Origin of the sequence: Anaerofustis stercorihominis (assembly GCF_024623185.1) — a bacterium.
GTDB lineage: Bacteria > Bacillota > Clostridia > Eubacteriales > Anaerofustaceae > Anaerofustis.
In genome coordinates, this window is the sequence record NZ_JANJZK010000009.1 from 1 (window position 1) to 24,516 (window position 24,516).

The 24,516-nt window shown below is 31.2% G+C and carries 20 protein-coding genes and 1 riboswitch; of the genes, 9 read left to right on the top strand and 11 right to left on the bottom strand.

Features of this window, described 5'->3' with window-relative positions; genetic code table 11:
- Positions 1 to 405: 405 nt before the first annotated feature.
- The 3 genes from NSA01_RS06385 to NSA01_RS06395 all read left to right on the top strand — a co-directional run bounded on the left by NSA01_RS06385 (position 406) and on the right by NSA01_RS06395 (position 5,621).
- Positions 406 to 1,935, top strand: coding sequence for a L,D-transpeptidase family protein (locus NSA01_RS06385; RefSeq protein ID WP_257480666.1), 1,530 nt, complete (start codon positions 406 to 408; stop codon positions 1,933 to 1,935).
- Between the two features lie 1,154 nt (positions 1,936 to 3,089).
- Positions 3,090 to 3,165, top strand: a riboswitch (cyclic di-GMP riboswitch).
- A gap of 55 nt (positions 3,166 to 3,220) precedes the next feature.
- Entirely contained in the window at positions 3,221 to 4,456 is a 1,236-nt protein-coding gene (locus NSA01_RS06390) for a hypothetical protein (RefSeq protein ID WP_257480668.1), read from the top strand.
- Positions 4,457 to 4,586: 130 nt separating this feature from the next.
- A complete protein-coding gene (locus NSA01_RS06395; protein ID WP_257480672.1) occupies positions 4,587 to 5,621 on the top strand; it encodes an alcohol dehydrogenase catalytic domain-containing protein in 1,035 nt (344 codons plus the stop codon).
- A gap of 47 nt (positions 5,622 to 5,668) precedes the next feature.
- On the opposite strand, the gene yyaC is transcribed toward NSA01_RS06395, so the two are convergent.
- The 4 genes from yyaC to NSA01_RS06415 form a co-directional block, all read right to left on the bottom strand.
- Positions 5,669 to 6,223: a spore protease YyaC gene (yyaC, locus tag NSA01_RS06400; RefSeq protein ID WP_007050779.1), complete on the bottom strand. Its 555-nt coding sequence runs from the start codon at positions 6,221 to 6,223 to the stop codon at positions 5,669 to 5,671.
- A gap of 97 nt (positions 6,224 to 6,320) precedes the next feature.
- Positions 6,321 to 7,025 (bottom strand): tRNA lysidine(34) synthetase, encoded by a 705-nt coding sequence (locus NSA01_RS06405; protein ID WP_257480673.1) that lies wholly within the window; start codon positions 7,023 to 7,025, stop codon positions 6,321 to 6,323.
- A gap of 23 nt (positions 7,026 to 7,048) precedes the next feature.
- Complete coding sequence (locus NSA01_RS06410) at positions 7,049 to 7,891, bottom strand: N-acetylmuramoyl-L-alanine amidase family protein (RefSeq protein ID WP_257480674.1); 843 nt, start codon at positions 7,889 to 7,891, stop codon at positions 7,049 to 7,051.
- 62 nt (positions 7,892 to 7,953) lie between these two features.
- A complete protein-coding gene (locus NSA01_RS06415) occupies positions 7,954 to 9,540 on the bottom strand; it encodes a hypothetical protein (protein ID WP_257480675.1) in 1,587 nt (528 codons plus the stop codon).
- 180 nt (positions 9,541 to 9,720) lie between these two features.
- Here NSA01_RS06415 and serS point away from each other — a divergent pair, with 180 nt between their 5' ends.
- Genes serS through NSA01_RS06430 form a run of 3 tightly spaced genes read left to right on the top strand, consistent with a single transcriptional unit; the run spans position 9,721 to position 12,859 of the window.
- Positions 9,721 to 10,986 carry a serine--tRNA ligase gene (serS, locus tag NSA01_RS06420; RefSeq protein WP_257480676.1) on the top strand — a complete coding sequence of 422 codons (1,266 nt, stop codon included), beginning with the start codon at positions 9,721 to 9,723 and terminating at the stop codon, positions 10,984 to 10,986.
- Positions 10,987 to 10,995: 9 nt separating this feature from the next.
- Positions 10,996 to 11,940 (top strand): hypothetical protein, encoded by a 945-nt coding sequence (locus NSA01_RS06425; RefSeq protein ID WP_257480677.1) that lies wholly within the window; start codon positions 10,996 to 10,998, stop codon positions 11,938 to 11,940.
- A gap of 58 nt (positions 11,941 to 11,998) precedes the next feature.
- Positions 11,999 to 12,859, top strand: a complete 861-nt coding sequence (locus tag NSA01_RS06430; protein ID WP_257480678.1) for a S66 family peptidase — start codon at positions 11,999 to 12,001, stop codon at positions 12,857 to 12,859.
- A gap of 54 nt (positions 12,860 to 12,913) precedes the next feature.
- Here NSA01_RS06430 and NSA01_RS06435 read toward each other — a convergent pair whose 3' ends face one another.
- The 3 genes from NSA01_RS06435 to NSA01_RS06445 all read right to left on the bottom strand — a co-directional run bounded on the left by NSA01_RS06435 (position 12,914) and on the right by NSA01_RS06445 (position 14,375).
- The gene (locus NSA01_RS06435; RefSeq protein WP_007050786.1) at positions 12,914 to 13,084 is read right to left on the bottom strand and encodes a DUF362 domain-containing protein; all 171 of its coding nucleotides are present in this window, start codon (positions 13,082 to 13,084) and stop codon (positions 12,914 to 12,916) included.
- A 235-nt stretch (positions 13,085 to 13,319) separates the two neighbouring features.
- The gene (locus NSA01_RS06440; RefSeq protein WP_257480679.1) at positions 13,320 to 13,682 is read right to left on the bottom strand and encodes a hypothetical protein; all 363 of its coding nucleotides are present in this window, start codon (positions 13,680 to 13,682) and stop codon (positions 13,320 to 13,322) included.
- A 75-nt stretch (positions 13,683 to 13,757) separates the two neighbouring features.
- The gene (locus NSA01_RS06445; protein ID WP_257480680.1) at positions 13,758 to 14,375 is read right to left on the bottom strand and encodes a manganese efflux pump; all 618 of its coding nucleotides are present in this window, start codon (positions 14,373 to 14,375) and stop codon (positions 13,758 to 13,760) included.
- Between the two features lie 145 nt (positions 14,376 to 14,520).
- Here NSA01_RS06445 and NSA01_RS06450 point away from each other — a divergent pair, with 145 nt between their 5' ends.
- Together NSA01_RS06450 and NSA01_RS06455 are read left to right on the top strand one after the other, a co-directional pair.
- The gene (locus tag NSA01_RS06450; protein ID WP_257480681.1) at positions 14,521 to 15,999 is read left to right on the top strand and encodes a phosphomannomutase/phosphoglucomutase; all 1,479 of its coding nucleotides are present in this window, start codon (positions 14,521 to 14,523) and stop codon (positions 15,997 to 15,999) included.
- Between the two features lie 103 nt (positions 16,000 to 16,102).
- Positions 16,103 to 18,970: a UPF0182 family membrane protein gene (locus NSA01_RS06455; RefSeq protein ID WP_257480682.1), complete on the top strand. Its 2,868-nt coding sequence runs from the start codon at positions 16,103 to 16,105 to the stop codon at positions 18,968 to 18,970.
- Between the two features lie 152 nt (positions 18,971 to 19,122).
- On the opposite strand, the gene NSA01_RS06460 is transcribed toward NSA01_RS06455, so the two are convergent.
- From NSA01_RS06460 to NSA01_RS06475, 4 genes are all read right to left on the bottom strand, one after another.
- Complete coding sequence (locus tag NSA01_RS06460) at positions 19,123 to 19,704, bottom strand: helix-turn-helix domain-containing protein (protein WP_257480683.1); 582 nt, start codon at positions 19,702 to 19,704, stop codon at positions 19,123 to 19,125.
- Positions 19,705 to 19,908: 204 nt separating this feature from the next.
- The gene (locus NSA01_RS06465) at positions 19,909 to 20,421 is read right to left on the bottom strand and encodes a CarD family transcriptional regulator (protein ID WP_257480684.1); all 513 of its coding nucleotides are present in this window, start codon (positions 20,419 to 20,421) and stop codon (positions 19,909 to 19,911) included.
- A gap of 201 nt (positions 20,422 to 20,622) precedes the next feature.
- The gene (locus NSA01_RS06470) at positions 20,623 to 21,030 is read right to left on the bottom strand and encodes a hypothetical protein (RefSeq protein ID WP_257480685.1); all 408 of its coding nucleotides are present in this window, start codon (positions 21,028 to 21,030) and stop codon (positions 20,623 to 20,625) included.
- A 16-nt stretch (positions 21,031 to 21,046) separates the two neighbouring features.
- Entirely contained in the window at positions 21,047 to 21,490 is a 444-nt protein-coding gene (locus NSA01_RS06475; RefSeq protein ID WP_257480686.1) for a cell wall hydrolase, read from the bottom strand.
- A gap of 226 nt (positions 21,491 to 21,716) precedes the next feature.
- Here NSA01_RS06475 and NSA01_RS06480 point away from each other — a divergent pair, with 226 nt between their 5' ends.
- The gene (locus NSA01_RS06480; protein ID WP_257480687.1) at positions 21,717 to 24,509 is read left to right on the top strand and encodes an FtsK/SpoIIIE family DNA translocase; all 2,793 of its coding nucleotides are present in this window, start codon (positions 21,717 to 21,719) and stop codon (positions 24,507 to 24,509) included.
- Positions 24,510 to 24,516: the final 7 nt, after the last annotated feature.

Below are 24,516 nucleotides of genomic sequence, written 5' to 3' on the forward strand. Positions count from 1 at the left end.
ATTTCCTTATGTATTTTCCTTTGTTTTATTTTTATTATTTATGGCTTTTTTCTGACTCTTGGCTTTTTTTATTTTTACTTTTATAATGTTTCTCTTTTTGATAATTATTTTTATTTGCTTTTGTGGTATTTTTTCACTATTGCTTTTATTGTTGTTAAAATACTGTTACCAATTATTTACTTATTACTTATTGATTTTTGTTCTTTTTCTTGATTTTCTTGTATATATTATTATGTATAAGAATTTAGCTTTAATAGAATAAGAGATTTTACATATTTTATGATTACTTTTTGGCTTTTTAATTCTTTTACTTGTTTCATCTTTGTCGATTTATGGTATAATAAGTCGAATATCGTTAAAGTTCTATACTTAAATAATATTTAATCTATTTACAAGGTTTTATATATGAAAATTTTAAAAAAATATCGATTACTTTTTATTTTATCAATACTATTAATTGCTCTTATATCTTATATGTGTGTAAATAAAAATTATAATGTAAAAACTTTTCCCAATGGAACTAAAATCAATAATGTTGATTGTTCCGGTCTTACTGTAAATCAAGCAGAAAAGAAACTAACTAAAGAGTGGAATAAAAAGCATTTTACTATTTACGAGAGTGATGAAAAAGAAATAAAATCACTTCCTATGGTTTGGGATATAAAAGAAATTAAAAGTAATAGTGAGAAGTTATCTAAAGATTTATTAGAACATAATTTAACTAACAGTAAAGAACCAAAGGTACTGGGTGAATTATCTGATTTGGATATCTCTTATGATATTAAGGATAGGATTAACTCAGAGCTCAATCCAAGTCTACTTACATCTTTTTTAAGAAAAATACATATTGTTAGTAATAATATCAATATAAATATGGAAATCAAAAATGTTAATAAAACATTTAATGAACAATTTAAAGATTTGAATATTTTTAATAAAACAGATAATACGATAATTACCAAAGATGCTTATATTGATTTAAACAGTGATAATTTCGATATCGTTAAAGAAGTTTACGGAAACAACATAGATAAAGAATTAGTAAAAAGTACGATTTTAAATAATATATCCAAAGGCGAATTTAATATGTATTATTCTCAAAAGGAATTTTATGATAAACCTGAAGTTACTTCAACGAATAAATTACTTCTTGAGGAACAAGAATATTTGAGGAATTTAGACTTTCCTGAAATAACTTATAAAATATACGGCAATACTGTAAAAGTTAAAAAGCAGCAAATCTTGAAGATGTATGGTATTACACAAACGAGCTTAAGTAAAAAAATTAATATAAAGGACTTGAAAGTCAATAAAAAAGCTGTAAAAAAATATGTACATAAATTAGCTGAAAAATATGATACTGCATGGTCAGATCATGAATTTAATTCCACAAAGCAAGGTAAGATTACTGTGAGCGGCGGAGATTATGGGTATTTTATAGACGAAGATAAAGAAACCTCAAAACTGATTTCTATATTAAAGAAAAAGAAAAATGTTGTCAGAACGCCAATATATTCTCAAAAAGGATACAAAAATGCCAATGATATAGGAGATAGTTATGTTGAAATTGACTTGACATATCAGACGTTGTGGCTGTATAAAGGCGGAGAAATGGTTACCAGTACTCCGATTGTTACCGGAAGTGTTGCTTCCGGGTTTGCGACACCTCCGGGAGTATATATTTTAAAGTATAAAACTATGCATACCACTTTAAAAGGTAAAAATGCCGACGGTTCAGACTATGAAAGTCCGGTTACTTACTGGATGCCTTTTAATGGAGGTATAGGTATGCATGACGCTACATGGCGAGGTACATTTGGCGGAAATATATATTTAAGCGGAGGAAGTCACGGATGTGTTAATATGCCTTATGAAAAGGCGGGAATAGTTTATAGGAATATTTCTGCGGGATATCCTATTGTAGTTCATTATTAAATTAATTATAAACATTAAAATCGATATAAAATTAATTGATAATTTTATATCGATTTTTTATATATCTTTGTATCTTTTTATTTATTATTATAAGAAAACGAAAATAAAATAAGTTATTTTTATTTTTTTTAGTTACATATTAAAAATTTTAAATAAATTTATTATAAACCCTTGAAAACGTATAGCATTTTGCATATAATATAGACATAGAAAACGTTAACAAGTCGTGAAGGTCATGACAGCAACTATAAGTTATTTAAGATATAAAAGGTTGCATTTAATTTTATTTAAATATTCTGATACTGTAAAGAAAGTAAAAGGATAATGGTCAAATAGATTTATTTAATATTTGTCTATACTATTTAAAAAAGCACTTAGAAGTAATTAAGAGTAAAGATGTATAAGTTCATCGAAATTAAGAAAGGAAAAGTGGAGCTTTAGATATATAGAAAGTATTAAAACTATATTTATTCAGAGATATAGAAATCTACAAGACTTAAATAAATTAAATATTGTGTAACGTTTAGGCTGAAAATCCAAAATGTATGGAGAAGAAAAAATAAAATGTTGAAATAAACATTATAAAAAATCTTTTCAATATAAAGTACATTAAGGATTAATATAAGCGGATACAAGAGGAGGTAATATAAGGAAGCATCAATAATAAATAAGAGATTTATAACAGGGCGGTAAGTGCGGGAGGCACAAAATAATTAATTATATATATGGAGACGAGTAAATCTCCAAAGAAGGAAGATTAATAAATAGTTAATCAGAAGAATAGTTGGTTGTAAGAAAAATAAAACCTGTTGTAAAAGAAATTAAGATAGTAGTTAAATAAAGAAAAATACGATTGGGTAGTAAGTCAGAGGTGAAGATCGTAATAGTAGCCGAGGACCGAAGATATTGTAAGTAAATAAGTAAGATGTTGAAATTTAATTAAAAACTACTATAAATAATGCTAAATTATATTATGAAACTTGTTGAAACTTATGAACAAGTATTAAGTATAATCTTAATACAAATCGAAAGAGGAACCGGAATAAACCGGTTCTTCTTTTTTATTGACCCGCAAGTTACAAGTTACAAAATAATAGGTAATTTATTAAAAATATCTTTACAAATAACCAAATTGAGTATATAATTAATATACAATTAAATATGGGCAAAACTGTGGAAACACAGTGACGCAAAACTATAGGGCCTGTAAAATGGCAGCCAGTTGCATTCAGTTCTAATAGAATTGTCTTACTAATTGAATTAATTTTGAATGAGGTAAGAAAAAATGATTAGCAAGAATGACAAATATTTAAAAGGTAAAAAAAGTATTGCGTTACTTCTGATTTTATTATTAATAGGTTTTGGTGTTGTATATCCTAATTTTATTGCTGATAGAAATGTAAATGACAGTGTATCTATTACAGATAACAAGACCCCTTTAGCATCAGGTAAAGATAAAAGTAATAAAGCCGATGCTGTAAGTAGTTACTCATCTGTTATAAATGCAGCAAATAATGCGATAAATAGTAATACTGTAAGGACTAATACTATAAGCAGACTTTCTGCTGATAGTATAATGAGTAATCCTATAGTAAAACCTATACAAAATAATAATAGCGTATCTAATGTATCCGGTAAAGATATTATTACATCTTCTGATTCAAATAAAGAAGAAGTTAAACCTGAAGTACCTTCTGACTTGGAAAACGAAGTAGTAACTCCGGAACAACCTATTATACCTGACAATGAAGAAGAAACACAAATACCTGAAGAACCTTCTAAACCTGCTTTAACAGCAAAAGACGGAATTGAATGGTTAGAAAAACAACTTAGTGCTGAAGGATCTGATTTGTATAATTATTTCCATGGCGGCAAAGGTGATACATTTAATGGATCATTGGACTCAAATGGATATAACTTTGCACCTAATGTAAACGAAGCTTTATTAAAAGAGTTTGGTTTGGATAATATGGATAGTATTACATATAGGATCTGGAAGGACAAAGCAAGCGGTCAATACAATATTTTCTGGGCAGACTGTGGAATTAAAAATAATAATAACGGTGAAGCTATCGAAAGTACTGTAACTAAGTATAATACTAAAGATAAAGTATATATTGAAGGAACAGCTACTGTGAAAGCTAAAAATGACGGAAACAGCAATTTAAATATCATTGATGGTTCCAGCTTTAAAGAAACCGTTAAAGAGAAATCTGCTAATTCTATTAAGACTATCAAGATAGCGGAAGAAAAAGCTAGTGAAAATAGTTCTAAAGCAGACATTATTAAAGATGAAAAAAAATCTGATAATGAACAAGTTGTAGAGACTGCTGAAGCTTCAAATGAAGAAGCAGAAGCTATCAATGAAAATACAACAAACAAAGAAGAAGTTATTTCATCAGAAAATAATTGTGAAGAAGCTTTAGCCGAAGAACCTGCTATAAGTGAAGAGCAATCTGAACAAGCAGAAAATATTGCAGAAAATCAAAATGCTGATGTAGTTATTTCCGAAATGGAATAACCTAAAAAGAAGATCGGATAATATCCGGTCTTTTTTTATTATAAAATTTCGTGTGGGAAAATAAAATTATAAATTTAGATAATAATTGTGATACAATATAAATAATAAATTTTGCTTTTGGGAGGAAATAATGAAAGCACTTGTATTAGAAGATAAAGAAAAAGTTGTTTATAAGGATGTTCCCAAACCGGAATGTCCAAAAGATGGTATCCTTTTAAAGATCGATGTAGTAGGACTTTGCGGTTCTGATGTAAGGACATATTCTTCAGGGGTGAACGGACTTGATTTTCCGTTTATATTAGGTCATGAGAATATTGGTATAATCGAAGAAATCGGAGAAGATGTAGAAGGTTATAAAGTTGGGGAAAGAGTTATTGTAAATCCAGTAATTCCATGCGGAAATTGTTATTACTGCGAAAAAGGTATGCAGAACTTATGTAATACCAGACTTACATACGGTCATCACTTGCATGGTGGATTCGCCGAGTATATGTTGATTCCTGGAATAGGTGTTCAAAGAGGACAAATCCTTAAAATACCTGAAGGTGTAAAAAGTGAAGATATGGTCGTTGTTGAACTATTATCCAGCGTTGTAAATTCTCAGGAACTTGTTAATGTTACCCTTGGAGATACCGTTGTAATCATAGGTGCGGGGCCTTTAGGCTGTCTTCATAGTGAAATCGCAAGACTTAGAGGTGCTAAAAATATAATAATGGCTAACAGAAGCGAAGCCAGACTTGAAAAAAGTAAGCCTTTCAGCGGTACTCATTTTGTAAATACATCCAAAGAAGATTTAAAAGAAAAAGTAATGGAAATTACTGATGGCATGGGAGCGGATGTTGTTATAAACGCTACTCCGGCATCAAAAACAATAGAAGACGGCATACATTTATTAAGAAAACAAGGAAAGCTTCTTATATTCGGAGGACTTCCAAAAGATAATCCAACTGTTAATTTAGATGGGAACCTTCTTCATTACAGTGAAATACAAGTAATAGGCGGATTTTCCACTACTCCTGACAGCTTTAGAAAAGCATTTGAAGTCGTTGCTAAAGGTATGATCAATGCTAACCTTGTGTCTCATATCCTTCCTTTAAAGGATATGGAAAAGGGTGTGAAAATGCTTAAAAGCGGGGAAGCATTAAAAGTCGTATTAAAACCATAATAAAAAAGACCATATGGTCTTTTTTTATTTGTAAAAGTAAATTAAGTTCATTGCAGCACAGCCGAGCTTACGCAGTAAGGAGAATCACTTAATGCAATAAAAATAGAATTAGCAACGACTTTTGCCATTTCATAAATATTGTTTAGTCTAAGTGTGGTAAGAGAATTTATCGCGTCTTTTTCATTGTTGCTTACGACTAATGTAAGTGAAATATCGCCGCTTAGAGGCAATTTCTTTCCAAGAGCACTTCCCGGGAAAATACCTTCATTAAGTAAAATTATATCTCCTATATTTCCTTTCCCCGAAATCATCGAATCTATTACGAATATAGGTTTGTCGGGATATTTGTTTTTTATTTCATCTAGGGTTTCTTTTATGTTTAATGCATGTATAGGCTCTTTTATCGTTCCATAGACAGGATTTTTTATATAATTATAACTTGTAAGCAGGCTTCCTACTAATGGCGCAAATGCATCTCCTATGCATTTATCCGTACCTATCAGAAGCAGAACACAATCTTTTTTTATATTCTTTTTTATTTCGTAAGATAATTTATTTATAATGTCTTCGTCTAAATAATTGAAAATTTCTTGTTTATCCACATTTACTCTCCATAAAAAATATACACTAATTATAGTAACTAGCGTATAAACAATATGTAGATATTTGTATAAAATAAAAGTTTTAAATATTATAGTATTAGCGTAGATTATTTAAGTTGTTCTTTATTGCCGTGAACATTCTTTCATCCACCATTGGAATTTGTTTTTTTAGATATTTCATCAGTTCTTTCATTTCTTCTCTTTTTGTAAATCCGTCTGCGGGACATCCGCTTTTTATAACAGGTATATTTTCCGTTTTGACCGCATGTATTATATCTTTTTCTTTTGCATACAATAGAGGCCTTATAGAGTATACTCCTGTTCTGTCTAAATATGTTACAGGTTTGAAAGTATGTATTCTTCCTTCATAGAATAAACTTAAAAGAAAAGATTCAATAAAATCATCTCTGTGATGTCCGTATGCAATTTTATTGCTTCCTATAGATAAAGCCGTTTCATTTAAAGCTGCTTTCTTCATCTTTGAGCATAATGAGCATGGATTTTTTTCTTTTCTTTCATCGAATACTATTTTTGCGATATCGGTCTTTACGATTTTTAAGGGTACGTCTAAATCACTGCAGAAAGCTTTTAGCTGTTCAAAGTCCATGTTGTCAAAGCCTACATCTATGCTTATTGCCGTCAGCTTGAATTTGACCGGAGAGAAGTACATAAAAGTTTTAAGAGCCTTTAAAAGTATCATACTGTCTTTTCCTCCGGAAACTGCTGCACAAATATGCTCATTTTCATTTATCATATTATAATCCTGTACTGCTTTTCTTAAACATCCCAATGTTTTTCTCATAACTACTTTATTCCTTAATTCATTTAAAAATATTTATTTACGCTTTTAACTATTTTATTTACCAGTTTATCTTGATTTTCTTCTTTTTTTATTTGTTCTGCTTCATTTTTGTTAGATAAAAAACCGCATTCAATAAGTACACTTGGGCAGTTTGCCATCCTGAGAACTCTAAAGTTATTATCTTTTACGGCATTTCTTTTACTTCCCACCAATGGAGTAATATAATCAAGCTTATTCATTTGGTCATTCAATATATTTGCAAATTTAAGACTTTTTTTTGCCTCTTCACAAAGCGATTTATCTTTGACGATAACACTGCTTCTGCCTTTTGATGTCTTTATTTCTGCTGCGTCTAAAAAATATACGGTTGTGACTCCGTCTTCCATTACTTCCTTTATAAACGGATATTTTTTGCCGCCTTCTTCTACATATACATCTTCATTATCAATATTTGCTTTATATGAAGAATAATAAATCGTATAACCGCTTTTATTATTTACTGTACCGGTTGAGTCATGATGAATACTTATAAATAAGTCAGGCTTGATCCTGTTAGTTATTTTTGTTCTTTTTGTAAGAGATACTTCCTTTTCGTCTTTTCCCGGTTCTCTTGTGAATTTTACTTTGTAACCTTCTTTTTTCAGTGCTTCGGCTAATTTTAATGTAACACTGTCATTTAAAGTATACTCCAATGTTTTTTCTTTATCTACTCCGGTAGCCCCTTTATCTGCCGATAACTTCCCGCCGTGACCCGGGTCCAAAAGGATTGTATATCTGTTTTTGGGGGAAAAGTTTATAAGCAAAAGAATTACCAGTATAGACGTTATTATTATAAAAAATTTTTTCTTTTTTTTATATCTTTTCATGATTTTATCTTACCTCATAACAAACCCACAAAATGTTATATTTTGTGGGTTTATATAATGGTCTATAACTTATCTATTAAATCAGCTATTTTATCAAAATCATCTTCCGAGAACAGTAAATCTACCTGATCTTTTTCTTTTATGATTTCTTTAGATTTATCATTTTTAATATATTTTGATGTGTCTTTTTTGTTTTTTATTTCCTCTAAATTTTTATTGTTATTATCATTGAGCATATTGATGATTTTCAATTCTTCTTCTGTAAATTCAGGTTTTTTGACAGTATTTTGTTTTTTAGTCTTATGACTATTTAGTTCTTCTTTTTTTATAACTTTATTATTTTTAATCGTTTTGTTATTTTGTGTATTTTTATTTATAGTCTTTTGATTTTGTTTTTTAGCTGTCTGCTTCTTAGGTTTTTCCCCGGTATTTACATTTATATCGGTTTTTAAAATATCATCGCCGAATTGTTCTTGTGATATGCTTTTCCTTTTTATTTCTTTGTTTTCAGATGTGATTTTTGCATCATCATACATAGATTTAAGGAAAGCATTTGCGTTTTCTGCTTTCAATTTTTTGTCATCATTTATAAGAGGACTTGAAAGAAGTGCTTCGGAAAGTTTTTTATCTTTATTTTTTTGATTATTTGATTTATTTTCTCCGGTTTTAATAACTGTTTTTTGTTTTATATATGGATTGGTTCTTTTTCTCTTTTGACCTATTTTTTTATATGTAGCTTCCAAAAGTTCCTTATCACTTAAATTCTTTTTCTTTCTTGGCTCTTCTTTTTGTTTTACTTCGATTTCTTTTTTTGTTATATCATACATCTTTAACATTAAATCATGTTCCTGCATATCGACTATTTTGGAGCGTTCATTTAAAGAGGTATGTATTGTTTTAATATTATCAAGGACGCCGTCTAATATTTCTTGCTGTTCGGATTTCTGTTTTTGTTTTAATGCCAACTCTTTTTCTGCTTGTTTTTCTTTCTCAATCTTTTCCAATTCCTGTTTAATATTTAATTCCTTTAATGAAAGAGTGTGTTCAAAACTTTTTAATTCTTCTTCTTTTTTTCTTAGCTTTTCTTCCATTTCCTTGAGTCTATTCAAAGACTCTTCGGTTTGTTTTTGTTTTTCTTCCTGTTTTGCCTTGTTTTCAAGAAGTTCTTTTTTTATCTTATTTAGTTTAAGCTCTTCTCTATAATCCATAGGGTCATCAAATACTTGAGGAAGAGAGCCTTCTTCTTTATCTTCATCATCTTCATATATTTCCTCCACTTCTATAACGCTTAATAGAAGGGAACGTGAAATAGTTTCTACGATTATATCTACAGTCAAGGCTATTAGCTGAAGATATGTAGAAACTCCTATTTTAAATATAAATCTAAGCAAAATAAAAACTAATAGGTTTGCGAAAGTTACGCTCCCTATTTCGAATATTATTCCTCTTGTTTCGTCTTTATATAAACCGGCTATGAAATATATCAAAAGTTTAACTATAATAAGTAATGGGATATACTTTGGAAAAGCAGGGTCGATAGCTAAATTATTTGCGTTGAATACAGTATTGCAAATAACATAAGTTATCGCCATAAAAAGTATATCTATCATTACTAAAAATACTAATTTAACTATTTTTTTCGTATCCACTGACATCACCCTTATTAAATATCATTTCATTATATCACAAAGTGATGAAATACCCAAATATAAATTTTGGGCAGAATGTATATAAACCTTCTTTTTTCCCTATTATAAAAGTATCTTGTTGACCTAATATAAAAAAAATATTATAATATAAGATAAATTTGTGATTTGTTAGGAGATATTATGTTAGATATAAAAAGAATTAGAACCAATACCGAAGAAGTTAACGAACTTCTTAGAAGAAGAGGGGACTACAGCGTCGATGAAATAGTTAAGCTGGACGCTGAAAGAAGAGAATACTTAAAGAAGGCCGAAGAGGGTAAGGCTGAACAAAATAAAGTTTCTAAACAAATCCCTGTGATGAAAAAAGAAGGAAAAGACGTCAGTGAGCTTTTAAAGGAAATGAAAGAGCTTTCCGGCGAAGTTAAAGAATTTAATTCAAAAGTCGGTGAACTTGAAGAAAAGATAAGCGACTTGATTTTATCTATTCCAAATACTCCAAATAAAGATGTTACTATCGGTAAAGATGAAAATGACAATAAAGAACTGATCAAAGTAGGTACCCCGAGGGAATTTGATTTTGAAGCTAAAGCACACTGGGATCTTGGTGTTGACCTTGGATTACTGGACTTTGAAAGAGCGGTCAAAATTTCCGGAGCGAGATTTTCAATGTTTACCGGTATGGGAGCGAAGCTTGAAAGAGCTCTTATTTCGTTCATGCTTGATACTCATACGATTGAAAATGATTATGTTGAGATTTCTCCTCCTTTTATGGTAAACAGAACTTCAATGACAGGTACGGGACAGCTTCCTAAATTTGAAGAAGACGCTTTTAATATAAAAAATAATGATTATTTTTTGATACCTACAGCGGAAGTTCCTGTTACGAATATTCATAGAGGTGAAATTTTAAACGAAGAAGATCTTCCTAAATATTTCACAGCTTATACGCCATGCTTCAGAGCAGAAGCCGGAAGTGCGGGAAGAGATACGAGAGGTCTTATAAGAAATCATCAATTTGATAAAGTGGAATTGGTTAAGTTGGCTAAGCCGGATAACTCATATGAAGAGCTTGAGGACTTGACCTTGGAAGCGAGAAAAATATTGGATTTATTGGAAATTCCATACAGAGTAATAGAGCTTTGTACCGGAGACTTGGGTTTCTCTGCTGCTAAAACTTATGATATTGAAGTATGGCTTCCAAGCTATAACAGATACGTAGAAATTTCTTCTTGTTCTAATTTTGAAGATTATCAGGCAAGAAGAGCTAATATAAGATACAGAGATAAGGACGGAAATGTTAATTTTGTCCATACATTGAACGGTTCTGCATTGGCTGTCGGCAGGACTTTTGCGGCAGTTCTTGAAAATTATCAAAATGAAGACGGAAGTGTAACGGTTCCTAAGGTTCTTAGAAATTATCTCTGCGGAATGGAAGTAATAAAATAGGTTGAAAATATGGCGATAAAAAAAAGAGTGAGAAAAGTAGCAAAGAAACCAAGAAAAAAAGAAGATATATTTGAAAATTTTAATTTTAATAATATAGACCAAAATGACAATAATGATATAGATATTGATTACTCTGATAATGATATATTTAAAAATATCGATTTTGAAAAGCGAATTAAAAGTGATACTAAAACAAATCAAGTTTTAAATGACGCTGAGCCAAAAGAAAATCAAGTTATTGAAAATAATAATGAAGACGAGTTTTTTGAAGAAGAGGAAATTGAAAATATTCCTTTAAGAGAAGCTTTAAAATTTAAAGTAACAGGTAAGACAATAGGTATATTCGTAGGGATTTTAATAGCTGCGTTTGCACTAGGTTTTACTTTGTCTAAGGTATTTCCCGGAGGGAAAGTATTTCACTCTGTAGTCAATTTGTCAGATGTAATAACAGACGGGAAAGTTGAATGTACTGTAAGCGATATTGTAGTAACAGATACACTATCATCCGTTAAGGCTTCAAACGGAAATACATTTGTTTGTATATATTATGAGTATAAAAATATTTCTGATGCGGATTTGAAATGGGAGCAGCTGCCTTTTACTACTCTCGGCGGATATGATACTGATAAACCGGGACTTACACCTGATTATGAACTTAGCAATGATAGTATAAATAAAGACGCATTAAGGGAATATTCTTATATAATGGGCGTAGACCTAAGAGATGATTTAGATCCATTGAACCCCGGACAAAGCCGTGATGATGTAGATGTATATGAAATAAAAAAATCTGCACTTACCGATAAGAAAATATATCTTACTTTTGATATCTACGATAAAGCTATAAAAGTAGAGGAAGGTCTAAGTACACTCCCTAGCCTTAAAGAAACAATCAAAGAAAATAAACAGGAAATAAAAAAAGAACAGGAAACAGTAGGTATAACAAATAATTAAGAAAGATTTAACGGGATAATAATTATATATATTATCTCGTTTTTTAATAGGTTATTATATGTTTAATAGAAATGATAAAATAGGTATAGTCGCATGTTCAAATGGAATAAATGTAAAAAAGAAAGAGGAAATAAAAGAACTGGTAATTATTTTAAAAAATATGGGTTTTGTACCCATACTTGGCAATAATATATTTGCAGATAATTCAATTTTTTGCGGCAGTTCTATAGAAAAAGCAAAGTCTTTAATGGACTTCTATATTAATAATGAAATAAAAGCAATATTTGATGTCAGCGGAGGTGATATTGCTAATGAAATCCTTGATTTCTTGGATTATGATGTCATTAAAAATAATCCTAAGCCTTTCTTTGGATATAGCGATTTGACAACCGTGATAAATGCATTATATAGGAAAACCGGTGCAGTGAGTTATTTATATCAAATAAGAAATCTTGTTTCAGAATGTAGGGAAACACAAACGAAAGATTTTTATAATTCTTTGTTTCTTGGTAAGAATGACTTATTTGATTTTAATTATAAATTTATCAGAGGAAATAAATTAAAGGGTACGGTTCTCGGCGGGAATATAAGATGTTTACTAAAATTAGCCGGAACTGAATACTTTCCGGATTTTCAAAATAAAGTATTATTCCTTGAGAGCAGAAGCGGAAATGAAGGTGCAATGATTTCTTATCTAACTCAGTTGAAACAAATGGGGATATTTAATAAAATAAGCGGAGTTATTCTCGGAAAATTTTCGCAAATGGAAAGAGAGAATATAAAACCTAAAGCGGAAGAGCTTATTTTAAATGTTACGAAAGACAAATCTTTTCCTATCGTTAAAACCAGCGATATAGGACATAATAAAAATTCAAAATGTATGATTATAGGGAAAGATATATATTTAAAAGATAAATAAAAAAGAAGGTTTTAAAACCTTCTTTTTTTATGTACTTATTGTACTATTTGAATCTTATTCAGGTTGAGCTGCTCCTGTTGGGCAAGCGCCTGCACAAGCTCCGCAATCGATACATGTAGCAGCATCGATTTCGTATTTTCCATCTCCTTCAGAAATTGCTCCAACTGGGCATTCACCGGCGCAAGCGCCGCAAGAGATACATTCATCAGTAATTACATGTGCCATGTCTTTACTACCTCCATAATATTTGTTTGTTCTAATATAACATTTTTACAGTTCTATTGCAATAGAAAAATATTTAAAAGTGTAAGCAAAATATTACATTATGGATATGAGAAATAAGATGAAAGGCTTTATATATCGGCATTTAAATATGGTGAGAAAAATAGAATTAATAATGATTTTTATTATTATTTTTATGTTTCTATGTATAGAGGGCAATGACTGCCCCCTTATAATACTATCTTTTTACATCGTCAAAAAAGTAGATAAGTTTTCCTCTATTTGTATTTGCTACTCTGCAGTTGCATTTTTCTTTGCATTTACAGCAAGAGCAAGAGCTTCTGCTTTGTGAACTTGCAGATATAAGATCTGTGCCTATAGGACCATTACAAGCACATGAAGATCTTCTGGGTTCAATATTGCTGCATCCGCATCCGCAGCCGTTTCTTGATTCATTATTTCTTGAAGATCCGTTGTTACATCCGCAAGATCTTCTAGGTTCTGCATTGCCAGATCCACAGCCACAGCCATTTCTTGATTCATTGTTTCTCAATGATTCATTATTACATCCGCAAGAAGATGTTCTATTTGAATAACTCATTATTAATTCTACCACCTTTACTATATTACTGCTTTCGATATATAATATGAAATTTTTATATTTGTGTTACTTCTTTTACATTATTTTTGTAAACGCCAATATTATAAGCAAAACTCCGCTAAACCAGCTTAGATTGGTCTTTACTATATCATTAAGTTTCCCTCCGAGTTTAAAGCCCAAAAATACCAGTGAAATACATATAATGAAAGCCAAAACAAATATAATAGAGACATTAGTAAAAGGAAAGGATAATCCTGCACATAGTGAATCCATTGAACCAAGCCCTCCGATTAAAAGAGCCTCTTTCATATCCAAATCTTTTGATTTATCTATATCCGCTTTAGTTTCATCTATAAAGACATCCACCAAAAGATGATATCCTTCTATATTAAGACTTATATTTTTATTGAGTACTTGCATTTTCTTTAAATAGTTTTTTATTGCAGTAGAAAAAATATTATAGCTTCCTATTATTATAAGTACCAAAAAGCTTAGCATATTAAAAAGATGAATAGGTATTATATTTGATAATATATTGGATAGAAGGATCGATACACTGAGAGACACTGCACTTCCAAGCGCTATTATTATGGCTCCCGGGATTTTGACCCTGATATTATTGGAGCCGAATGATGAGCTTATAAGGAATGTGTCCATACTGAGGGCAACAATTAAAAGTAATAGCTTAAACAATTTTATTCCTCCTTATACTTTGTCATACTTATAATATGAATAAAATCCAAAGTCTGTGATTGAAATTAAAATATTGTTAAAATGTATAAAAAATAAATATTTTGTGGTATATTTAACTTAACATTAATTTATTTAGGAGGAATAAATGGATTTAAGAAAATTACAAAACGGTTCTGATGTAAGGGGTATTGCTCTGGAAGGAATTAAAGGCGAAAATGTAAATTTAACGAATGAAGCGAGTTATAAAATATCAAAGGCATTTGTAAAATGGCTTAAAAAGAGATTAAATAAAGACAGTATTAAAATTACTATCGGAAGAGATTCAAGATTATCCGGTCCCGATTTAGCAGAAAGCGTAATGAAAGGACTTAGCAGTGAAGATAATGTAGATGTAGTTTATTTTGATTTATGTACTACTCCCGCTATGTTCATGAGTTGTGTCAGTGAAGAAGTAAATGCGGACGGTGCAATTATGATTACTGCAAGTCATCTTCCTTTTAATAGAAACGGACTTAAATTCTTTACTAAAGACGGCGGGGCGGAAAAAGAAGATATCAAAGCTATTTTAGAAATTGCCAATGATATGAATTACTCAGAAAATGAAGCTAAGTACTCGACACTTGACTTCTTAAGTATTTATGCAGGTAATCTTGTTAAAACAATAAGAGAAAAGACAGGGGAAGAAAAACCTTTTGAAGGTAAAAAAATAATAGTAGATGCTGGAAATGGTGCAGGTGGATTTTTTGCTTATAAAGTGTTAGATGTATTGGGTGCAGATACAAGCGGAAGCGTATACTTAGAACCCGATGGGAAATTCCCTAACCATGTTCCAAACCCTGAACTTAAAGATGTAATGGACAGTTTTTCCGAAGTTGTTTTAAAGGAAAAAGCCGATCTAGGAATTATATTTGATACGGATGTTGACAGAGCTGCTGCAGTTGATAAGAGCGGAGAAGAAATAAGCAGGAATAAGCTTGTTGCATTAATGGCAAGCATTTGTTTGCAGGAAGCTAAAGGAAGCTATATTGTGACAGACAGTGTTACAAGCAGCGGTTTAAAAGAATTTATCGAAGAAAAAGGCGGAGTTCATCACAGATTTAAAAGAGGATATAAAAATGTTATCAATGAAGGTATAAGACTTAATAAAGAAGGAAAAGAATGTCTTTTAGCAATAGAAACAAGCGGTCACTGTGCTTTGAGGGAAAATTATTTCTTGGATGACGGTGCGTATATGGTTGTTAAGATTTTAATTAAGTTTTATGACCTTGTAAAAGAAGGAAAGGATTTTTCCGATTTAATCGGTTCTTTAAAGGAGGCTAAAGAAGAAGCTGAACTAAGGGCTACATTCTTGGTCGAAGATTTTAAGGATTACGGAGCAAAGCTTCTTGAAGATTTTAAAGTGTATGTAAAAGAAGAAATGAAGGGCGCAAGTTTCGAAGAACCTAATTTTGAAGGTGTCAGAGTAAATGTAGCAAGAGACGGCATAAAGGGCTGGGTACTTTTACGACTTTCACTTCACGATCCTGTTCTTCCTATAAATATCGAATCGGAAAACGAAGGCGGAGTTGAAAATATCAAGAGCGAAATCCTTGCTTTCCTAGATAAATATGAAGTAAAATTATAAAAATATTTAATAAGTTGCATTGATAAGAACACCTTATTAATGCAACTTTACTATAATATATAAAAGTGTACTATGTAAGTATAATTAAATTCAGAGGAAATATATGAAATTTAAAAATGTGATTGACGGCGAATTTGAAGAAGTAAAAGACGATAGCTATCAAAAGAAAAAAGAACAAAAAACAAGAAGAGAAAAAAAAGAAAAGAAGCCCAAAGAGCATAAAGAAAGAAAACCTATTAAAGGCAAAAAAGCAGTATTTTCTGTTATAGGCATAATAATTCTTCTTTTAGGATTTCTTTATATAATAAATGATTATTATATAGAATATTTATGGTTTAAAGAAGTCAGTTATTTGGATGTTTTCTTTAAAGGGATCACAGCCAAGCTCACTCTCGGGATACCCTTCTTTATTATAATGCTGATAATCTCTTTGTCTTATTTTAATTTCTTATTCAGTGTTATAAGAAAAGGCTACAATAAAGTAGGAAGTTTCGGCAACAAGATAAAAATATTTATATCGGTCGTTTATTCTGTAGTAGTAAGCGGAGCATTTATATATAAGCTGTGGTATAAATTCCTTGAATTTAAGAATGCTGTTCCATTTAATCAGGAAGACAGTTTGTTTGGTAAGGATATATCTTTTTATGTGTTTAAACTTCCATTCTTTACTGCATTAATAAAGCTGTTATTTGCTTCTGTTACTTTACTGTTTGTTATTACTATACTTATTTTTATAATACTTAGAGTTACAGGGAACAGAGAAATATATATAGAAAAAGAAAACGGGGTCAGCAGAGAAGAAAGGCTTAATTTCTTTATGAAGATATGGGATTTTATAAAAGTCCCATGTAGTATCTTTGTTTGTGTTCTCTTTATACTGGGCAGTATATATAGCTATTTATCTATGTTCGATGTGTTATATTCATCATCGGGGATAGTCTACGGTGCTACTTACAGTGATGTGACGATAACGGTCAATATGTATAAATTCTTTACGGGACTTTGTGCTCTTTTAGCTGTCGTATCCCTTGTTTTTGGACTTAGGAATAAATTAAAACCTATAATAATCGGTGCTCTTATTATTCCTATAGTATATTTTTCATTGGGCGGAGTTAAAGTATTGGTTGAAAATTATATAGTAATCCCAAATGAATATGCAAAAGAGCAGAAGTATATTGAAAATAATATAAAGATGACAAGAAAAGCCTATAATATTGACGAAGTAGAGGTCAAAAGATTTGAGGGGAATAATGATTTGACAGCTAAGGATATTGCAAATAATTCCATTACTGTCGGTAATATTCCCATAAACGATTTTGAACCGACACTTGATGTTTACAATTCCCTTCAAAGTTTTAGGTCTTATTACTCTTTTAAGGATGTAGATATAGACAGGTATACTTTGGATAAGGTTGCAACACAAGTATTTATTTCCGTTAGAGAAATGGATCCGTCGAGTAAAGAAAATGCAAGGACTTGGGTCAATAAACACCAGAAATATACTCACGGATTCGGTACTGTGGTATCTCCCGTTACCGAAATAAACGAGTCCGGTCAGCCGGTTCTTATTCAAAAGGATATCCCTCCCAGCACAGCTTATGAAGAATTAAAGATAGATGAACCTAGGGTATACTTCGGAGAATCAAGTGATGATTATGTCATAGTAAATACAAAGAGCAAAGAATTTGACTATCCCGAAGGTAATAATAATGTAGAAAATAAGTATACAGGTAGCGGCGGGATAAAACTTTCACTTTATAACAGGCTTGCGTTTTCTGTAAGCAATATGAGCAGTCGGTTATTATTTTCTTCCGACATAACAGGGGATAGTAAGATATTGATGCGAAGACAGGTAGCCGAAAGAGTTACTACCATTGCTCCTTTCCTTACTTATGATAAAGACCCTTATATAGTAAACTCGAACGGAAAGCTATATTGGATAATGGATGCTTTTACCAAGACAAATAAATATCCTTATTCCACCCCTTCAAAGTTTGAAGACGGAACGAAATTTAACTATATTAGAAATTCAATAAAAGTAGTCGTAGATGCTTATAACGGAACGGTAAATTTCTATCAGGTAGATAAGAATGATCCGATAGCCTCTACTTATGCAAAGATTTATCCGGGTTTTATCAAGCCTATAGAGCAAATGGATAAGACATTAAAAGAACATTTAAGATATTCTGAAGTTTTATTTAACATTCAAAGTGAAATGTATGAAAATTATCATATGACAAATCCTCAGGTATTCTACAACAAAGAAGACCAGTGGCAGGTAGCAAAACAATTCTATGGAACAAAAAAAGAAGCTGTCGATGTAAACAGTTCATATCTTATAATGAAACTTCCCGACAGGAAAAAGGAAGAATTTATAATAATGGCTCCTTTTACTCCTAAAAATAAGAATAATATGGTTGCATGGATGGGAGGGATTTGTGACGGAGAGGACTACGGTAAATTAAAGGTTTATCAGCTTCCTAAACAAAAGCTGGTTTACGGTCCGATGCAGATTGAGCAAAGGATAGACCAGGATACGACCATAGCTCCTCAGCTTAATTTATTGTCTCAGGTAAGCAGTGAGGTATCAAGAGGCAATATGCTTACTATTCCTATTGAAGATAGTATACTTTATGTCGAACCTATTTATGTTAAATCAAGCACCGACCAAATGGCGCTTCCCGAAGTTAAAGAAGTTATAGTTGCATACGGAAATAAAATCGTTATGAGAGACTCTTTGACAGAAGCGATAAATGCTATATTTAATCTTGGTGAAGGCGGTGACGGTGTTACGGGGATAGTTGATGATGCGATAGATAAAGCAACAAAAGACAATACTAAAACCGACCTTGAGAAAAAATCAAGGGAACTTCTCACTAAAGCTAAAGAGGCTCAGGCAAAAGGCGATACAAAGGCATATACAAAATATATGAGTGAACTTGAAAAAGTATTGGATCAAATAAGTGAATAAAATTATTAAAATATTTTGAATTAAAAAAGATAGCTATATTAGCTATCTTTTTTATTATTAGCTCTAAGGTAAATTATGTTTATTTTTGGGATAGATAATAATATGATAATATAAACGCTTGATTTGCTATGATTTATATATTGATAAAAAAATTACATAATAGCAATGTATAATAAAAATAATATACTTGATACTAAGAACCAAGAATTAATTTTAAAGAATTTTTTACTGTTTATCTTCTTTTGCTTTTCGTTTTTAATATTATTTTGATGATTATAAAATAATCCTATTCCTATAACTTGAATAATCAGTGCTACTGCGCATGGTACAAGCATTTTAAACGATAAGTAAAAGCTAACAAATAATAAAAATCCTGCAATGACCAAAATAGTAGCAATAATAGTAGGGTCACTTATTATTTTTGAATTGCCCTCTTTTATTGCAGATGTGATTTCGTTATCTATTTGTTTCAAAAGAATTTCATCAGTACTTTGATCATTACTTATATTACCTTTTGATACATCGGTTTTTGATTTAGAGTCTTCTTTTAAAATATAATCCGTTGATACACCAAAAAGTTCACTTAATTTAACGATCTTATCAATATCCGGAAGGCATTGTTCAGCTTCCCATTTTGATACGGCTTGCCTTGATACCCCGAGCTTTTCTGCTAATATTTCCTGAGATAAATTGTTTTCTCTTCTCAGCGTCATTATTTTATTTCCTATTGTCATTGTATAGTCCTCCTTTTTAGATTATAATACTAATATTTTTAATGGTATTCTACCAAATCTAGCTTGAATTTTGTAAACCCACGGTTGCAATAGGTATAGAATAATACTTTATGGTAGTTAAATATTGATTTTATTATAATAAAATAAAAAATTAGTATTATATTTTGTTGTAATTAAAAAAAGAGAATAATTTAATATTCTCTTTTAGTTTGTCTGTTCACTTTTTAATTCATTTACTATAAAAGATACCACTTCATTTGGTCGGATATTAAGTACATGGGAGAATTCATCATGTAAGATCCTTTCTGCATTTTTCATAAATTGTTCATCACTCATATGCAGCTTCTTCCCTTGTTTAATAAGTTCATCTTTGTGATAATGTAGTGTAATTATTAATTTAATTAAATCTCTTCTGTCTCCGGATTGAATTATTTTTTTATATATATCTCTTCTTTCACTATCATTTTCAATCCAAATCATATCTTCGTTAGGCATATTCTTAATAAGTTTAAAGATTTCTTCCGATGATAATATTTTACGCATTTTTGCGGTTTGTTTTTCATTGTCAACCGGAACATATATGGTCATTCCGTTTTTGTTGATAGAATTTAAAATATAATATTTTTGTTTTTCTCCTCCAAAATCCTTTTCAGTGATTTCGGATATTTTGCATACTCCTTCGGTGTCGTATAGAATTATTTCATCTACTTTATACATTTATTAACCCTTCTTTCTTAATTGGTTTATGTATGCTAAAGCTATTTTGTTTGTAAATAAAAAGAGCAGTTTTTTGTAACTGAATTTTATGTCACAAAATAAACTGCACGTTACATAAATATATTATAACATATTTTCTTTGATTATGTAATAATAATTTTTTCTTTTTTTTAAAAGGATAAAACACCCTTTAAGGGTGTTTTATCTTCTGTTTCTTCTGGAATTATTATTTGATGCAGACGGCATATAATCTCTCATATTACCTCTAGGAAGAGTTACAAACTTAACTGCATATATATCACATATGATATATTCGTTGTTTTCAACATTATATAATGTAAAATAACTTAGACCTACACTATACATTATACCTTGCTTAGATACGAGTGTATCACTGCCAATCAAGAATTCGCATATACAAAATTCTCCTATAATTCTGTTAAGTATGGCAGGTGTTGTTCCCGAAACAAATTCAGGAGGAACATTTGAACCGTCGCTATCCATGATTGTAGCTGAACCGGTATTAGTACCGTTCATTTTACCGTCCAAACCCGAACTAGATGACATCTGACCATTTAAAATATTATTTAAATTATCTTCTCTTTCCATTCTCGACCCCTTTTCTTTATGTATCTAAATATTTTTCTGTCGGATTGTAAAAGCAATGTGCACCTATTTTGGTTATAAGACTTCCTACATTGCTTGGGAAATTTTGTCTGCACGCATTTGAAAACGGATTATAAAACCAAAGAGCATAACCGAGGTTATATAACCGCCCGCCTCCTATTGCCCAGTCCGCAATGGCATAATGAATGTCTGTGGGATTCATGTTGTAGATATTTTGGGCATTGTACCTGCCGTTTACCGTTTCCATTGCACAAGTGAACTGTCCTCTTTGCATAATGATATTTCTTATGCTTCCTCCGTCTGAAACCCTTGCATATTCTCCGTAAGGTGTATAAACTCTGTTCATTACAACACTTGCTACTGCCGCCATGCCGACATCACCTTCACCGCCGGCTTCACATTCAATCAACCTTGCAAATAATTCTCTTTCCGAATATGCCATCATTTCCTCCAAAAAAATATTTTATAGTAATGTATATTCATAAAATTGTCTTTTATTCATTGTTAAATTACTTTGGATGATGTATTATATTTTAAATCAAAAAAGAATAATGTGTTATATTTTAGCAGATATATTATCTATGAAAAAAAATAAAAATATGATAAAATATAATATACGACTTTTATAGTTAAAAAATAATAACTTTAATATATAATGAGGTGTCATTTTGGCAAATAAAAAGACTACTGCAAAAAAGAAAAATAGCAGAAGCACTAAGACAACACGAACAAGCAAGAAGCAGCTGGAACAGGAATTGTATAAAAAGAAGATCGTTCAAAATGAAGTAATCGGAGTGGTTATTTTATTTTTTGGTATATTTATGCTCTATTCTCTTTTATCAAAGGACAGCGGTGTATTTGGTAATAACCTGCATAATATATCAATGTTTTTATTTGGTAATGTCGGAACGTCACTTATTGGCGCGGCATTCTTGATATTGGGCTTTTATGTCATATCAAGGCTTAAACCTTTTAAAGAACTCATTACCTTAATTTGCGTGACCGTTATTATTTTTAATATAATGGCTGCGTTCAATATCGGAGGAGAACTTTTAAAGTACGGAGCCTTCAGTAATCAATTATTTGTATCGGTACTAAATGTAGTTACCAAAGGCGGGATAATCGGTATTTGGCTTGGGGGAATATATACTACTCTTCTTTCTGAAATAGGAGGATATATATTCATAGCTACATCTATAATCGTATGTTTGATATTAATATTTAAAGATAATATTGCATTATATAAAGAAGACAGGAAAGCACTTAGACTTAAAGAAAAAGAAGTCAAAATGGAAATAAGAGAAGAAAGGCTTAATGAAAAGCTTCTAAAAAGAGAAGAAGAAATCAGAAAACAGGCTTTGGAGGGAAAAAGTAAACCCGGATTTTTCCCTGCCTTTAGAAGTAAACTTCCTAAAAATCCATATGATGCAAAATCTATAACTACGGATAAAGATAAAGAAGAAGTTTTGGATAAATGGGAAAAAGAATATAAGGAAAGTAAAAATCCATTTAAAAAGAAAGCAGAAAAAAGAGAAGAACCAATAATAAAAACTTATTACAGAGGTGAGCAGGGAAGCTTTATAGATTTTGATGAAGAAGAGAAGAAGAGTAATAAAAAAGAAAATATCGTTACAGAAGAAAAACCCAATAAAGAAGAAATAAAAAACAGAGTCAGAAAAGAACAGGGACTTGACGATATAATAAAAGAAACAGAAGAGAGTCAGAATAAGGCAAATAAAGAAATAGAGAGAACAAAGAATTTTGTAAGTCCTAAAAGCATAAATGATGAAGATTTTATAGATGATAAGCCTATAGAACATATTGAAAAAATAGATTTGAGCGACATAGACAGAGCCAATAAAGAACAAGCGGAGCAGTTAAACAATATTAAAGCTGCTATGGAAGGTAAGAGTACAACTTCAGATACTTCTCTTGTGGAGGAGAAAGAAAAGATCCCTTATGTATTTCCTAAGGTAAGTCTACTCAAAAGAGCAGACAGACGAAATAATAAGGGAGAAAGAGACAGAGTCCTTGAGAACACAAAAGTATTGGAAGAAACACTTGCTAATTTTAAAATAGGTGCAAGAGTTACAGAAGTAAGTATCGGACCGACAGTTACGAGATATGAACTTGAGCTTGAACCGGGCATAAAAGTTAGCAGGGTCGTAGGGCTTCAGGATAACCTTGCAATGGCACTTGCGGCGAACGGGATAAGAATGGAGGCTCCTATTCCCGGCAAAAGCGCTATAGGTATAGAGGTTCCAAATAAAGAAGTTTCTGTTGTCGGTTTTAGAGAAATTGTAGAAGATAAGAAATTTAAGGATAGTAAATCTAAACTTTCTATAGCCCTTGGGAAGAATGTTACCGGGGATATGGTAGTAATGGATATAGCAAAACTTCCACATTTACTTATTGCAGGTGCTACGGGTTCCGGAAAAAGTGTTTGTATCAATGCGATAATAAGTTCTATTTTATTCCACGCAAGTCCCGAAGAAGTCAGACTGATACTCATTGACCCTAAAATGGTAGAACTTAATGTATATGAGGGTATTCCTCATTTATTGGTTCCCGTTGAAACTGACCCTAATCATGCTGCAGGTGCACTTAAATGGGCAGAAAAGCAAATGAAGATAAGATATGACTTATTTGCTCAAAATAGAGTAAGAGATATTAAAGGATATAACAAGAAAATGGAAGAGACCGGCGGTGAAAAGATGGCTCAATGGGTCATTATAATAGACGAGTTAGCTGATTTGATGATGACATGTGCCTCTCAGGTAGAATCTGCGATTTGCAGATTAGCTCAGCTTGCCAGAGCGGCGGGAATTCATTTGGTACTTGCTACTCAAAGACCGAGTGTCGATGTTATCACAGGTCTGATAAAGGCAAATATACCTTCTCGTATATCTTTTGCAGTATCATCTCAAATAGATTCAAGAACGATACTCGATATGGCGGGAGCAGAAAAGCTTCTCGGCAGAGGGGATATGCTATATGCACCTGTCGGAAGTAATGCTCCGATGAGGGCACAGTGTGCTTATATAAGCGACGAAGAAGTAGAGGAAGTCGTTAAGTTCATCAAGAAAACTCAAGTTCCTAATTATGATGAAGATGCTATAAAAGGTATTGATACCGTTGCGGTAGAAGAAAATATGCCTGGAAGCGAAAAGGATGTAAACAGAGAAGACTTTATAGATGATAAATTTAATGATGCGCTTAATATAGCTTTTGAGCTGGGAGAAATATCTACATCAATGCTTCAAAGAAGGCTTAGGATAGGTTATGCGAGAGCAGGAAGGATCGTAGATGAACTTGAACAAAAAGGGATAGTATCTGCGCCTGAAGGAAGTAAACCAAGAAAAGTACTAAAGAAAAGAGAAGATTTTTTCTCGAACAGTGTGGTTGAGAGTGATGAAGTGTATCCGGAGGGGACTTTGGATATAGAAGAGGAAATATATTAATTGGAGA